Raw genomic sequence first — 14,380 nt, forward strand, 5'->3', positions numbered from 1 at the left:
GAGAAACCGTATGACCGACGTAGCCAACAGCATGCTCACCGCGCAGACGAACACCGGATCACTGGATCTTCGACCGTCTCCCAGGGCGCTCGAACTCGAACAGGCGCTCGTGGAGTTCATGCACAGCCACGTGTTCCCCGCCGAACACGAATACGAGGCCTACCGGCGCAACGTCGGTCCCGACGACCACACCGTCCCACCCGTCATCGAGACCCTCAAGCAGGAGGCCCGCAAGCGCGGTCTGTGGAATCTGTTCCTCCCCTCCGAATCCGGTATCGGGCAGCTCGACTACGCCGGGCTCGCCGAGATCACCGGCTGGAGCCTGCATCTCGCCCCGGAAGCCACCAATGGGCAGGCTCCCGATACCGGCAACATGGAACTGCTCCACCTGTTCGGCACCGATGATCAGAAGAAGCAGTGGCTCGACCCACTGTTGAACGGCGAGATCCGGTCCGCTTTCTCCATGACCGAGATCGCCGTGGCCAGCTCCGATGCCACCAACATCGAGACCAGAATCGAGCGCGACGGCGACAGCTACATCATCAACGGTCGCAAGTGGTGGACCAGCGGCGCCGCGGATCCCCGCTGCAAGGTGCTGATCGTCATGGGCAAGACCGATCCGAGCGCCGACACCCATCGTCAGCAGTCCATGATCCTGGTGCCGATCGACACTCCCGGTGTCACGATCGTCCGCGACCTGCCGGTGTTCGGACGACACGACCAGCACGGTCACTGTGAAGTCGTCTACGACAACGTCCGCGTTCCCGCCGAGAACCTCCTCGGGGAGGAGGGCGGCGGCTTCGCCATGGCGCAGGCACGTCTCGGACCCGGCCGCATCCACCACTGCATGCGCGCACTCGGTGCTGCCGAACGGGCCCTGGCGCTGATGACCACGCGCGCGCAGGGACGTGTCGCCTTCGGCAAGACACTGGCCGAGCAGGGGGTGGTGCAGCATCAGATCGCCGAATCGCGCGTCGCGATCGAACAGGCCCGGCTGCTGTGTCGTCTCGCGGCCAAGACCATCGACGAACACGGCAACAAGGCCGCCGCTCCCTACGTGTCCGCCGCGAAGGTCGCGGTACCGCGCATGACCCTCGAGGTCATCGACCGGGCGATCCAGGTACACGGCGGAGCGGGCATGAGCGACGACGTGCCCCTCGCCGCGATGTACGGCTGGCACCGCGCCATGCGCATCTACGACGGGCCCGACGAAGTGCACCTGCGCACGATCGCCAAGAACGAACTGCGCAAGTACCCGAGGTGACCGCGCTCCTCGTACGGGTGGGGACGCGGCCGATCGTAGGGCCGGCACCGTAGGCCGATCACGACCGTGCGTCGGACTCTCGTTCCACTCGACATACTGTTTGCCTATGGCCGCCGGTTTCGATTTCTCCTGGGCTCAATTCTTGTGGATCGTGCTCATCTTCGTGGGTGTGCCGACCCTGATCGGCGTGAGCATGGTGTGGGTTGCCTGGCAGCGGGAGCGTGCCGGTGTCCGGAGTCCGTCGAGCGACCACGAGCAGACCGGTGATCGACCCGTGGGTCTCGGCCTGCGCGGCCTGTGGGCGACCGGTGCAACCGCATTCGCACTCGGATTCTTGTCCTGCGCGGGATGGTTGAGTTGGTCGGCCGAGCACGACGGCGAGTTCCGAGGTCCCGGCCTGCCCGCACCGAACGAGTTCCCCACCTGGCAGGTGATCGCCTGTGGAGTGACCGTCGTGCTGGCATGCTTCCTTTGCGCTCGTCGATCCCGCTGGGTGGTGAGCGGTGGACTGGCCGCCGCAATCGGCACGGCGGCAGGGTTCACCACCGCATTCAGCGTGGTTGCCAGTACCGACGACACCGGCCAGGCGGGAGTGGGTGTGATGCTCTCGGAGATCGGATGGGGTATCGGGCTGTGCCTGCTGATGCTTGTCAGGGCTGCTCGGATCAGAGGGGCGCGTCGCAGAGCGGTGGGCGCGTCGTAGCTCATCGATGCGGTGGTGGGGAACGATCCGTGTCCCCGCCGAGCCCGCGGAATGTCGAGATCCGAGCACCGGCTCCGTCCCAGCAGCAAACGGACGAGACAACATCGAAGGATGGATCCCATGGCACACGTACGACGTTTCGACCATGTCGGCCTCACCGTCTCCGACCTCGACGTCGCGACGGCGTTCTTCGTCGGCCTCGGCTTCGAGGTCGAAGGCACCGGCTCTGTGCAGGGCGACTTTCCCGCGACCGTCTGCGGACTCCCCGGCACGCACTGCGAGATCGTGATGCTCCGACCTCCGGACGGAGGGACCCGGCTCGAGCTTTCGCGCTTCATCGCGCCCGATCACCTCCCCGGTTCGCCGACCGCGATGCCGAACGAGCTCGGGATCCGCAATGTGTCGTTCGAGGTCGGCGACCTCCAAGTTGCCGTCGACGCTGTAGCCGAGCAGGGTTACGGGCTCGTCGGGGGTATCGGTGAGTACGAGAACAGCGTGCGAATGGCGTACGTGCGGGGACCTGACGGCATCATCGTGTCGTTGTTCGAACAGCTCGGATGACGCTCGCCCCCGCCGGCGGAGATCGGCACCGAACCTCTCGATGATCGGGCGACCGGCTCAGCTCGTCCCGGCGGCCCTCGCTGCATCCAGTTCGGCGCGGAGAGAGGCCGATTCGGTTCTCAGCGTCAGATTTTCCGACTGAAGCGTCTTCGTCTCGTCGCGCAAGGCGATGATCTCCTCGCGCAGTGCCGACAGTTCGGCCCGGAGTTCGTCGCCGCGTGCTCGCGCCGCGGTCTCGGCTGCCTGGGCCGTCGCGGCGGTGATGCGGGATTCCTCGAGTCGGCTCCGTAGCTCGGAGGTGCGGTCGCGCTCGGTGGTGAGCTCGGTGTCGAGGCGCTCGCGGGTTGCGACCTCCCGGTCGAGTGCGGCCTGCAGGCGCGCGATCTCGGCTCGCAGGTCGGTGATCTCGACGGTCGCGCGCTCACGCTGGGTTGCTGCGTCGTCGAGTTCGCGTCGCTGTGCGGTGAGGGACTCGTCCTGCTGGACGATCGTCGCACGCAGGTCGCCGACTACCCGTGTGTGCTCGGCGGTCGCGGCCTCGAACTCGTCCTTCCACCGCTGCAGTGTTGCGGCGTGCTCGTCCTTCAGGCGCGTCAACTCGGCGTGATGCGCCTCGTCGAGTCGGCGCACCTGTTCGGTGTGTGCGGTGCGAGCGTCGGCGAGTTCGGCGTCGACGGCGGCCACTGCCGCGTCGGCGTTGTCGCGGTCCTCGAGTGCCTGGGCGAGCTGTTCGCGTAGCCGGACGATCTTCGCGTCGGCGTCGGCTTTGACCTTCGCGAGTTCGGCGGCGGACCGCGTCATCTGCGCCTCGAGAGCCTCGGCGTCGGTGAGCTTGTCGACCGCGGTGGTGATCCGTTCGGCGATCGCCGAGTACTGCTCGACGCTGTTGGTGGCGAGGGCACGTAGGGCAGTGGTGGCGGCCGTGAGCGCGGAGACCGCATCGTCCGGGCTCTCGACGACCGCCGGGGCCGTGCCGGCGGCTTCTTTCTTGGCGCGTTCGCGTTCGCGATAGGCGCGCACACGGTCGGCTGCCGTGGCGTACTTCCGAGGGCGTCCCACCCGGGGTTTGCTCGCGTCGTCCTCGTCGGTGGTCGCTTCGGGGGTGGGGGAGTGTGCGTCGGTCATGGAGGTCCTCGTCGTGGCGCGTCGAAATCCCGGGTCGCAGGTATCGTACCGCATTCAGTTACGTAATTAAGCAACAGTAATGTGATGAAACGAAACGATATGAAACGCTGTGAACTGGGTAAAAACCGCACGATGGGGCGTTTCGTAACGAAGGTCGCAGTAGAAACAACTCGATCTCATCCGTGATCGAGTGTGCGTACTGATCGTCATAATCCCCACTTATGACGATCAAGTGCCGACACGGGTCGAAAACTGTGCATCCCTCCGATCCGGGGATCGGGGAGCCGGCAGAAAAGTGGGACCCTCGGCTCCGGCGCCGGTCGTCAGGTGCGCGGAACGCGAGTCGTCAACTGTGTGCCCGGGCCGGCGGAGGCGATGAAAGGCATTGCAGCGCTGGAATTCTGCGCTCGGTCGAGCGTGCATGTCGATGAAGGAGGGATAGTCGAACGGGCTCTGCATACGAAGGGTGATCTCAGGTGCAGGACAAAGGGGGTACAGGGATGAGACATGTCGGAATCCTGGGCCACAGCTGGGAAGGTGCCTCGCTGTGCTGGCGCGAGGTGTGTCAGCACAGCACCCGTGTCGGGCATCCGGCACATCCGGACGTCACCATGGACTGCATCTCCTTCGAGCGCTGCATGCCCGCGTGGGAGCGCGGGGACCACGAGGCGGTGCGCGCCGTACTTGCGACCAGCGTCGATCGTCTGGCCAGGGTCGGATGCGACTTCTTCGTGTGTCCGGACAACACCGCCCATCTTGCGCTCGAAACGCCCGGCGATCCCCTCGCGATTCCCGGGCTGCACCTGATCGACGTTGTCGCCGACGCGGCGCAGTGCGCCGGGCACCGACGCGTCGGCATCCTGGGAACGCGGTTCACCATGCAGGGCCCTCTGTACCCCCGCGAACTGGCGGCACGAGGAATCGAGGCCGTCATCCCGACGGACGACGATCAGGCCCTGGTGCACGCGGCGATCTTCGACGAATTGGTGCACGGCGTCTTCCGGGACGAGACCCGGGCGTCCTTCATGGACCTCATCGGCAGACTCGCGGACTCCGGGTGCGACGCGGTCGCGCTGGTGTGCACCGAGATCCCGCTGCTGGTCTCCCCGGACGACTCGCCGTTACCGGTACTGGATTCGACACGGCTGTCCGGACGAGCGGCCCTCGAGGTGGCACTGGGAACGCGCGACCTGCCGACCTGGCGCGGCGGACAGTTCCGGTGATAACAGGCAGGTAGCCACAGCGGGTCGTAGCATCGAGCACATGGTCCTCTTCTACGAGATCGCCCTCGTGATCGCGTCGGTGCTCATCGCGTGGTTCGCGGTATACGTGCTGTATCGCCTCGTCACCGACGAGTCCGCCGACCGGCGCTGACAGGTCGCCGCCCGACCGGCCACATGCGGACATGTCGGCCACACTGCCCCGGCTCAGCGAGCCCGGGGTACGTCGGCTGTCGGCGTCCCGGCTTGTCGAGCACGGGCCGCGGGCCTTCGGGGTTGCGTGGCCGGGGTGGGGGCGGACGATGACCGACAGTTCGTTCCGCCCCGAGCGCACCTACCGACCGAGCCGGTGGCGGCACCTCGAGAACGCCGTGATGAGCGCTCTCACCCGCGCGGGGTTGGTGCCGCACTCCAATCTGTTGACCACGCGCGGCAGGCGCACCGGGAAGATCCGCCGCAACCCCGTGCTGATCGTCGATCTGCACGGAAAACGTTGGCTCGTGGCCCCGTACGGATCGGTGGGGTGGGTGCACAACGCGCGTGCTGCCGGTGAGGTCGAGCTCAGCAGGCGGCGGGACACGCACCGCTACTCGATCCGTGAGGTGTCGGCGGAGGAGGCCGGGCCGGTCCTGCAGCGGTACGTCGAGTTGGCGTCCGCCACCCGACGGTATTTCGAGGCGAGCAGGAACGACCCGGTGGAGCGGTTCGTCGCGGAGGCCGATCATCATCCGGTCTTCGAACTGCTGCCACCGACGTAGTCGACGGACATCTCTCGTACGAGATTCGGGTAGCGCACTACGCGTGTGCATGGTGCCGACGGTGAGCACCATGATCCTCGTCGATTCGATTCGAATCGACGACCCTCCACACCACCGAGGCACGGTCATGGTTACGAAATACGAAGTCGTCGCAGGCGACACCCTCTCGAAGCTGGCACAGTGGTTCTACGGTGACGCGACGTTGTACCCCGTGATCGCTGTTCCGAACGGCATCGTCGACCCGGACGACATCACCGTCGGACAGGAACTGCTCATCCCGTACATCACCGACCGGCACACCGTTGCGCCCGGCGAGACACTGTCGGGATTGGCGCAACACTTCTACGGCGACGGGACCCTGTTCCCGGTGCTCGCGGCGGCCAACCACATCACCGACCCGAACGTCGTCCGGGTCGGCCGGTCACTGCTGGTTCCCGAACTCGGGGACGTGGGGCACCACACCGTGGTCACCGGTGAGACCCTCTCGGGGCTCGCACGTCGCTGGTACGGCGAGGCGCAACTGTATCCGGTGATCTCGTTTCCGAACCACATCACCGACCCCGACCACGTCGAGGTCGGACGGGTGCTGATCCGTCCCGGGCTCAACTACCGGCACACCGTCGTCGCAGGCGATACCCTGCGGGCTCTGGCGGAGGACCACTACGGGAACGCGGAGATGTTCGCCATGATCGCGGCTGCCAACCACATCGCCGATCCGGACAGGATCACCGTCGGGCAGGTGTTGTTCTTCCCGAACCTCACCGACTTCTGAGGAGGGATGCCGTGGGGCCGGTGCGGGTCAGGGGCCGACGGGGTAGTGGCTCCGGACGGCGATGCGGTTCCACGCGTTCATGACGATCGCAAGCCACGTGACGGCGGAAACCTGCTCGTCGCTGAGCGAACCGTTGTCCCACTCGTGCCGACCGGGTTCCATGGGGTGCGTGACCTCTTCCGCCAGGGCGAGCGCGGCCCGCTCCTGGTCGGAGAAGTACTGCGACTCCCGCCAGGCCGCGAGGACCGCGAGACGATCGGTGGTCTCGCCCTTCTCCAGGGCGTCCCGCGTGTGCATGCGCAGGCAGAACGCGCACCCGTTGAGCTGCGACGTGCGGATCTTCACCAGTTCGGCGAGCTTCGCATCGAGACCGGCCTGCGCGACGGCCTCCTCGACCTCCTTGTTCAATGCCAGCACGCTCTTGTAGGCGGCCGGGTGCTGCTTACCGAGATTGACGTGCGCCATCGTGGATGTCCTTCCGGCGAGCGACACCGGCCGGAACGACCGGCCGCTCCATTCTGTCAGCCGCATCCGGGCCGGTGGGGGCGGTTCGCGCTGCCGGATCAGTGGCCGCGGTCGTACTCGTTCTGCGCGGCGGCGATCTCGGGCATCGACTCCTCCACGACGTCGATGAGCGTCAGCAGTGGCGCGGTGATGCGGCGTCCGAGGTCGGTGAGCGAGTACTCGACGTGCGGAGGGATCGTCCCCAGGACGGCTCGGTGGATCAGGCCGTCGCGTTCGAGGGTCTGCAAGGTCTGCGACAGCATGCGTTCGCTCACGCCGTCGACCCGGCGACGCAGTTCCGAGAACCGACGCGTGTCGTCGACGAGGGCCGCCAGCACCAGCACACCCCAACGCCCGGTGATGCTCTGCAGCACCGGACGCGACGGGCACTCGCGCGCGAAGACATCGGCTTCGGGGAGGCGATCGGTGCTCATGAATGCCGAGTATACGGCGGCTATGCGAGCGATGGGTACTGACTCGAACGGTTGCACTTACTAAAAGTAAGTGATGAGATGGTGGGGTTCCCGAGCCCGCTCGACCACTTCGAGGAGTCCCATGACCATCGCTGTCACCGGCGCCGCCGGCCACCTCGGCCGCCTGACCATCACCGCCCTCCGCGCCCGCGGAATCGCCGCAGGCGACATCGTCGCCATCGTGCGCGACGCGGCGAAGGCCGCAGACCTGGCCGCCGACGGGGTGCAGGTCCGTGTCGCGGACTACGCCGATGCGGCGGCCCTGCGCGAGGCGCTGGCCGGTGTCGACAAGCTGCTCCTCATCTCCGGCAGCGAAGTGGGACAGCGACTGCCCCAGCACACCAACATCATCGACGCCGCCAAGGCCGGCGGCGTCGCGTTCATCGCCTACACCTCGATCCTGCGCGCGGCCACGAGCCCGCTGATCCTCGCCGGCGAACACAAGGCCACCGAGGAACTGCTCGCCGCCTCCGGCATCGAGCACACCCTCCTGCGCAACGGCTGGTACTGGGAGAACTACGACAACTCGGTCACCGCAGCCGCTGCCACCGGGGCGCTGTTCGGTTCGGCCGGCACAGGCCGCGTCGCCGGAGCGGCCCGCAAGGACTTCGCCGAAGCCGCCGCCGCGGTCCTCACGACCGAGGGACACGCCGGTGCCGTCTACGAACTCGGCGGTCAGCGACTGACCTACGCCGACCTGGCGGAGGTCCTCTCCGGCATCGTCGGCGTACCCGTGACCTACAAGGATCTGCCGAAGGAGGAGTACGCGACGATCCTCGAGAACGCCGGTGTGCCCGCACAGTTCGCGGCAGTGCTCGCCGACTCCGACGCGGGCATCGCCGTCGGCGCGCTCGACACCGACAGTGGAGATCTCGAACGCCTCATCGGACGCCCCGCCACGCCGGCAGCCGAAGCGATCGGTGCCTGACACCCGCTAATCCCGTCGAGTCCGGGCGCGTGATGGCAGGATCGGGACTCGTGAGCTCCGCGAATCTGACCCGTGCCGAAACCGCCGCGCGCGCCCGCGCACTCGACGTGCACTCCTACCGCGTCGAACTAGACCTTCGGGGTGCCGTCGACGCCCGACGCACCGGATTCCCCACGGTCACGACGCTCGAATTCACCGCCTCCACCGACGAGGCCTGGCTCGATTTCATCGGCGACTCCGTCGAGTCGGTGACGATCAACGGCGAGCTCGTGCCCGTCGTCTACGACGGCGCGCGGATCACCATCGGTGGTCTGAAGGAGATCAACGTCGTCACCGTCGTCGCGACCGGCCGGTACAGCCGGTCGGGGGAGGGGCTGCATCGCTTCGTCGACCCCGTCGACGGCGAAACCTACCTCTACACCCAGTACGAACCGGCCGATGCCCGACGCGTGTTCGCGTGCTTCGAACAGCCGGATCTCAAGGCGCCGTTCACCTTCGTGGTCACCGCCCCGCGGCGCTGGCAGGTGCTCTCGAACGAGGCCGCCGAGCGCACGGTGCAGCGCGACGACACCCAGACCGTGACGTTCGCGCCGACCCAGCCGATCTCCACCTACATCACCGCGATCGTCGCCGGCCCGTACCACCGGGTCGACGCGTCGTGGAGCCGCGACGAGCTGACGGTGCCGCTGGGGGTGCTGTGCCGCGCCTCGCTCGCCGAGCATCTCGACGCCGACGAGATCGTCGAGGTGACCCGGCAGGGCATGGACTTCTACGCCGAACACTTCGACTATCCGTATCCGTTCGGCAAGTACGACCAGGTGTTCGTGCCCGAATACAACCTCGGCGCCATGGAGAACCCCGGCTGCGTCACCTTCACCGAGGCGTACGTCTTCCGCGGTGCCGCGACCGCCGCCCAGCATCAGGGTCGCGCAAACACGATCCTCCACGAGATGGCCCACATGTGGTTCGGCGATCTGGTGACCATGAAGTGGTGGGACGACCTGTGGCTGAAGGAGTCGTTCGCCGACTTCATGGGTGCCTTCACCAGCGCCGAGGCCACCAAGTTCACCGACGCGTGGGTGGCCTTCGCGAACCGCCGCAAGGCCTGGGCGTATCTGCAGGACCAGCTGCCGACGACGCATCCGATCGTCGCCGATATCGTCGACCTCGAGGCCGCGAAGCTGAACTTCGACGGCATCACCTACGCCAAGGGCGCGAGCGTGCTCAAGCAGCTCGGCGCCTATGTCGGCCGCGACGCCTTCTTCGAAGGTGCCCGCCGGTACTTCCGCAAGCACGCCTTCGGCAACACCACCCTCGACGATCTGCTCGTCGAACTGTCGAGCACCTCCGGCCGCGACCTGTCGTCCTGGGCGCAGGCCTGGCTGCAGACCACCGGCGTGTCCACCCTGCATCTCGACGAGAGCGAGGACGGGTACGAAATCGTCCAGAGCGATCCGCGCCCGCACCGCCTCGCTGTCGGCTGTTACGACCCCGACGACTCCGGCGACCTCGTCCGTGCTCACCGCGTCGAGGTCGACCTCGCCGACGAACGCACCCCCGTCGACCTGCCCGAGGCGGCGCTGGTGCTGCTCAACGACGACGACCTCACCTACGCGAAGATCCGCCTCGACGCGCGGTCGCTCGCCACGGTCGAGTCGTCGCTGGACCGGGTCCGCGAACCGCTCGCGCGCGGCCTGCTGTGGTCGGCGCTGTGGAACGCGACCCGCGACGGGGAACTCGCCGTCGACCGCTATCTGTCGATGGCCGCCCGATTCGCCCCGCACGAGGCGGACATCGCGCTGCTCACCGCGGTGCTCGCCAACGCCGCCCAGGCCGTCGAACACTATGTGCCCGACTCGGCGCGCACCGATGCGCGGCGTCGCTGGCTCGACGCGGTCTGGGACGGGATGCACGGTGCCGCACCCGGCAGCGACGCCCAGTTGGCGTTCGCCCGCGCCGTCGGTGTCGCGGCGGGCGTCGACGACCGGCACGCCGCCGACCTCCGGTCGATCCTGTGCGGCACCGTCGCACCGCCGGAGGGCCTGCGTCTCGACCCAGACCTGCGGTGGAGCTGGTGGGCGGCGTTGACGACCACCGGCGACGCCGACGAGGCCGACCTCGACGAGGAACTGCGCAACGACGACACCGCCTCGGGACGCACCGCTCATCTGCGCGCGCTCGCCTCTCGTCCTCGCGCGGAGGTCAAGGCGCATGCGTGGGCGACGATCCTCGCCGACCACACCCTCACCAACGACCATCTCGACGCGACCATCGCCGGGTTCCGCGCCGGGGCGCGCCGCGACCTGATCTCCGCCTACGACGCCGACTACTTCGCGGTACTCCACGAGACCTGGACGAGCCGCAGCATCGAGATCGCCCGCCGCATCGTCGTCGGGTTGTTCCCCGCGGCCGACAGCCTCGAACCCGTCGACACCTGGCTCGAGGCCCACGCCGACGCCCCGGCCGCGCTGCGACGGCTGGTGATCGAACAACGCGACCATCTCGCCCGCGACCTGCGTGTCCAGAGGATCAACACGCCGTGACCAGCCCGGATCTGCCCCGTCCCGAGGTGCCCGCGGTACCGGACACGGTCGCCACCGCGATGCGGCGGCTGCGGGAGAAGGCGACCTCGGAGAACACCCGCGCCGCCCAGATCGGCGACTGGACGATCTTCACCCGCTGGTGCGAACGCACCGGGCACAGTCCGATGCCGGCCACCGCCGAGCAACTGAGCTGGTTCCTCACCGAGAAGGCCGCCGAAGTGCGCCCCGACGGACGCTGGGCGTACGCGCCGTCGACGCTGTCGCGGTGGGTGTCGACCATCAACAAGATGCACGCCCTGGCGGGCCTACCGAAACCCGGTGGGCACGAATCGGTCCGGGACCTGCTGCGGGGCATCCGACGCGATCGGGCCACCCCGCCGGCGCGCCGGACCCCGCTGCTCACCGACGACATCCGCACCATCCTCACCGCGATGCGCGCCGAGGCGGCCGACGGCGGGTGGGCCGAACGCGTCGCCGAACGTCGCGACGCGGCGCTGCTGCTCATGGGATTGGCCGGGGCGCTGCGCCGCTCGGAGCTCACCGGTCTCGTCGTCTCCGACGTCGTCCCGCACCGCGCCGACGGGCTCTACGTGACGGTCCGCCGGTCCAAGACCGACCGCAGTGCGCGCGGCCGCACGGTCACCCTGCCGTACGGATCCGATCCGCACACCTGCCCGGTGTGCGCCTATCGACGCTGGCGGGAGGTGCTCGACGCCTGGGACGAATCCGGACGCGAGGCCGTCGTCGACCTGCTCGGTACCAGCACCGCCGACCCGGCCGAGCACTGCTGCCGTGGTCTGGCGGCCGGGCGCACACAGGACGGCGACCGGCCCCTGTTCCGGCCGGTGCACCACAGCGGCACGGTGGGGACGACCGCGCTGTCGGGGCAGTCCGTGCACTCGATGATCCAGCGCCGCGCCCGCCGCGCCGGATTCAGCGACGACCTCGTCGCCACCCTGGGCGGGCACAGCCTGCGGGCCGGGTTCGTCACCCAGGCGGTGCGCGGCGGCGCGACCACGCAGACGATCATGACGCAGACCGGGCACGCGGACGAACGGATGGTCGCGCTGTACAGCCGCCACCATGCCGGTCTCGTCGGCAACGCGGTCACCCGACTCGGCCTGTGAACGGCCCAGGCCGTCGCCCGACGCTCGTAGGCTGAGGCGCGACCGACACACGGACAGGAGATCGCGGTGGCACAGACGAAAACGGACGCTCCGACCGTCGACGAGTTGCTCACCGAACTCGCCGCACTCGACGACCCGAAGATCCGCGCGGTGAACGAGAAACACGGCGACGACCACGGCGTGAACCTCAGCGCCCTGCGCGCCGTCGCCAAGCGGGTGAAGACGCAGCACGAACTCGCGCTGCAACTGTGGGCCATCGGCGACACCGCCGCCCGGCTGCTCGCGCTGCTGATCTGCCGCCCCAAGGCGTTCACCGCCGACGAACTCGACACGATGGTCCGGGAGACCGGCACCCCGAAGGTGCACGACTGGTTCGTGAACTACGTCGTGAAGAAGAACCCGCACGCGGAGGAGCTGCGCGGGCGATGGATGACCGATCCCGATCCGATCGTCGCGAGCGCGGGATGGGCGCTCACCGCCGAGCGCGTCGTCAAGAACGCCGACGGACTCGACCTGTCCGGACTGCTCGACACCATCGACGCGCAGATGCGCGATGCCCCCGAGCGTCTGCAGTGGGCGATGAACACCTGCCTGGCGCAGATCGGCATCGAACACCCCGACCACCGCGCCCGGACGCTCGACATCGGCGAACGCCTCGAAGTGCTGAAGGACTATCCGACGTCCCCGGGCTGCACGTCACCGTACGCACCGGCATGGATCGGCGAGATGGTGCGACGGAAGAACGAGGCGACGGCCACCCGCTCGTAGCTCACGCCACGTCGAGTGTGCGGATCTCCTGCCAGATCTCGTTCCACCCGGTGGTCCGTCCCGTCAGCAGCCACACGCGGGCGTCGATGTCGTCGCCCACAGGTCCGCGCACCTCACGGACGTCGGTGAAATACGGTTCGAGGTCGGACGGATCGGTACCGGTGAACAGCACATCGGTGCTCGACTCGTCGGGAAGTGGGAAATAGCCGTACGCGCGGTTGGGGCTGTGCGCGGGCGGAAGATCGAAGCGCTCGGAGTAGCCGTCGAGATAGGCCGCGAGAATGTACGACTTGCCGAACAGCACCGTGCGGCGCTGCTCGCCCGCCGACAGATCCCCGTACGCGCCCGCGGTGCTCGCGGCGATGCGTTCCCCGACGTCGCTGTTGGATATCGGCACCGAGACGGACAGCACGAGCGCGGTGAGCACCACACCCAGCGCGAGGCCGGGCCACACCGCGGCACCCCACCGCCCGACGCCGCCTTCGCGCCGGAGCTGGAATCCCACGGTGCCGGCCGCGACGAGCGCACCGTGGAAACCCGCCAGATAGTAGGGCCGGCTCCCGGTGAGCACGAACACCATCAGCACGACCAGGAACGCAACCGCCACGAACCGATACGGCCGAAGCTCCTCGGCGCGCAGCAGACACCACAGTCCGTATGCCATCAGCAGCGTGCCCAGCACCCCCGCCCACAGGAGCATCTGCAGCGACGCCCCGAGACGACCGCCGTAGAGCACCTCCATCTCCGCGACCACCACCTCCGACATCGCCCACTGGGGCCAGCCGTGCGCCGCCTGCCAGATCAGCGTCGGCACCGCGAGCAACGCGGCGACCACCGCACCCACCCACAACAGGGGACGACCGAAGATCTGCCGCGGACCGCACATCACGAGACCGATCACCACCCCGGCGCACAGCAGCGCCACCTGGAACTTCGTCTCGGCCGCAATCCCCACGACCAGGCCGGCGAGCAGCAGCAACCGGTCGTCGCGCACCCGCACCCACCGCACCAGCAACCACAGCAGCACGAGCCACTGCACGGGCTCGAGCGCGTACGGCGTGAGCCAGTGCCCGAACAGCGCCGCCGACACCGAGGTGGCCTGCGCAGCCGCGGCGATCCACTGGGCGCGCCCATCACCGCCCAGCTCGCGGGCGATCAGCGCGACCACCACGACCGCAGCCACCGTCGCCACGATCGCCGGTAGCCGCAGCGCGACGATCGATCCGGGCGCGACCGCGTCGGCCGTCCACGCGATCAGCGGCGCGACCGGCGGCTGGTCGGCCGATCCCCAATCGAGGTGATTGCGGCCGACGGCCAGCATGTACATCTCGTCGAACCAGTAGCCGCGGCCACCGGCCACGGCCGCGACCAGGTGCGCGACCGCCACGAGCGCCGCGATCACCCCCACCGCGCGGCCCGCGAACGGATGGATCACCCGCCGCTGCGGTGCTTCGTGAGCGACTGTGCGTTCCTGTGCGGTCCTGGCCCAGGCCATACGCATTCGACTTCCGATGTCGGATCGTTCCGGTCGGTACCGGGAGTGGGTACCTCCCCGAATGGGTACCGTTCCGAGCGAGGGTACGCGGCAGGCCGGGCCCCGCGTGCGCATTCGCGGGAAAGCCCTGGCCGGCGCC

Annotated in this window: 14 protein-coding genes; 10 read left to right on the top strand and 4 right to left on the bottom strand. The window is 68.3% G+C overall.

Translation table 11 applies throughout. From position 1 onward, the window contains the following. The first annotated feature begins 10 nt into the window (after positions 1-10). From CKW34_RS12735 to CKW34_RS12745, 3 genes are all read left to right on the top strand, one after another. The gene (locus CKW34_RS12735; protein WP_059384453.1) at positions 11-1,264 is read left to right on the top strand and encodes an acyl-CoA dehydrogenase family protein; all 1,254 of its coding nucleotides are present in this window, start codon (positions 11-13) and stop codon (positions 1,262-1,264) included. A 106-nt stretch (positions 1,265-1,370) separates the two neighbouring features. Beyond that, positions 1,371-1,967 carry a hypothetical protein gene (locus CKW34_RS12740; RefSeq protein WP_059384454.1) on the top strand — a complete coding sequence of 199 codons (597 nt, stop codon included), beginning with the start codon at positions 1,371-1,373 and terminating at the stop codon, positions 1,965-1,967. A gap of 120 nt (positions 1,968-2,087) precedes the next feature. Continuing rightward, on the top strand, positions 2,088-2,528 hold the full coding sequence (locus CKW34_RS12745; protein WP_059384455.1) for a VOC family protein: 441 nt from the start codon (positions 2,088-2,090) through the stop codon (positions 2,526-2,528). A 57-nt stretch (positions 2,529-2,585) separates the two neighbouring features. Here the strand turns inward: CKW34_RS12745 and CKW34_RS12750 are convergent, their stop codons facing one another. Then, on the bottom strand, positions 2,586-3,653 hold the full coding sequence (locus tag CKW34_RS12750) for a coiled-coil domain-containing protein (RefSeq protein ID WP_059384456.1): 1,068 nt from the start codon (positions 3,651-3,653) through the stop codon (positions 2,586-2,588). 500 nt (positions 3,654-4,153) lie between these two features. Here CKW34_RS12750 and CKW34_RS12755 point away from each other — a divergent pair, with 500 nt between their 5' ends. From CKW34_RS12755 to CKW34_RS12765, 3 genes are all read left to right on the top strand, one after another. After that, positions 4,154-4,876, top strand: a complete 723-nt coding sequence (locus CKW34_RS12755; RefSeq protein ID WP_059384508.1) for an aspartate/glutamate racemase family protein — start codon at positions 4,154-4,156, stop codon at positions 4,874-4,876. A gap of 299 nt (positions 4,877-5,175) precedes the next feature. Continuing rightward, the gene (locus CKW34_RS12760) at positions 5,176-5,631 is read left to right on the top strand and encodes a nitroreductase family deazaflavin-dependent oxidoreductase (protein WP_059384457.1); all 456 of its coding nucleotides are present in this window, start codon (positions 5,176-5,178) and stop codon (positions 5,629-5,631) included. A 70-nt stretch (positions 5,632-5,701) separates the two neighbouring features. Beyond that, positions 5,702-6,403: a LysM peptidoglycan-binding domain-containing protein gene (locus CKW34_RS12765; RefSeq protein WP_226950123.1), complete on the top strand. Its 702-nt coding sequence runs from the start codon at positions 5,702-5,704 to the stop codon at positions 6,401-6,403. 27 nt (positions 6,404-6,430) lie between these two features. Here the strand turns inward: CKW34_RS12765 and CKW34_RS12770 are convergent, their stop codons facing one another. Then, positions 6,431-6,868, bottom strand: coding sequence for a carboxymuconolactone decarboxylase family protein (locus tag CKW34_RS12770; protein WP_059384458.1), 438 nt, complete (start codon positions 6,866-6,868; stop codon positions 6,431-6,433). 98 nt (positions 6,869-6,966) lie between these two features. Beyond that, positions 6,967-7,341 (bottom strand): winged helix-turn-helix transcriptional regulator, encoded by a 375-nt coding sequence (locus CKW34_RS12775; RefSeq protein WP_059384459.1) that lies wholly within the window; start codon positions 7,339-7,341, stop codon positions 6,967-6,969. Between the two features lie 121 nt (positions 7,342-7,462). Here CKW34_RS12775 and CKW34_RS12780 point away from each other — a divergent pair, with 121 nt between their 5' ends. The 4 genes from CKW34_RS12780 (at position 7,463) to CKW34_RS12795 (ending at position 12,746) form a co-directional block, all read left to right on the top strand. Then, on the top strand, positions 7,463-8,308 hold the full coding sequence (locus tag CKW34_RS12780) for an SDR family oxidoreductase (protein WP_059384460.1): 846 nt from the start codon (positions 7,463-7,465) through the stop codon (positions 8,306-8,308). Between the two features lie 50 nt (positions 8,309-8,358). Continuing rightward, entirely contained in the window at positions 8,359-10,851 is a 2,493-nt protein-coding gene (gene pepN, locus CKW34_RS12785) for an aminopeptidase N (RefSeq protein WP_059384510.1), read from the top strand. Next, complete coding sequence (locus CKW34_RS12790) at positions 10,848-11,978, top strand: tyrosine-type recombinase/integrase (protein ID WP_059384461.1); 1,131 nt, start codon at positions 10,848-10,850, stop codon at positions 11,976-11,978. Before pepN ends, CKW34_RS12790 begins: the two co-directional genes overlap by 4 nt. A gap of 66 nt (positions 11,979-12,044) precedes the next feature. Further along, on the top strand, positions 12,045-12,746 hold the full coding sequence (locus CKW34_RS12795) for a DNA alkylation repair protein (protein WP_059384462.1): 702 nt from the start codon (positions 12,045-12,047) through the stop codon (positions 12,744-12,746). A gap of 1 nt (position 12,747) precedes the next feature. Here CKW34_RS12795 and CKW34_RS12800 read toward each other — a convergent pair whose 3' ends face one another. Further along, positions 12,748-14,241, bottom strand: coding sequence for a glycosyltransferase family 39 protein (locus CKW34_RS12800; RefSeq protein ID WP_080968420.1), 1,494 nt, complete (start codon positions 14,239-14,241; stop codon positions 12,748-12,750). Positions 14,242-14,380: the final 139 nt, after the last annotated feature.

Origin of the sequence: Rhodococcus rhodochrous, assembly GCF_900187265.1 — a bacterium.
GTDB classification, from domain to species: Bacteria; Actinomycetota; Actinomycetes; order Mycobacteriales; family Mycobacteriaceae; genus Rhodococcus; species Rhodococcus rhodochrous.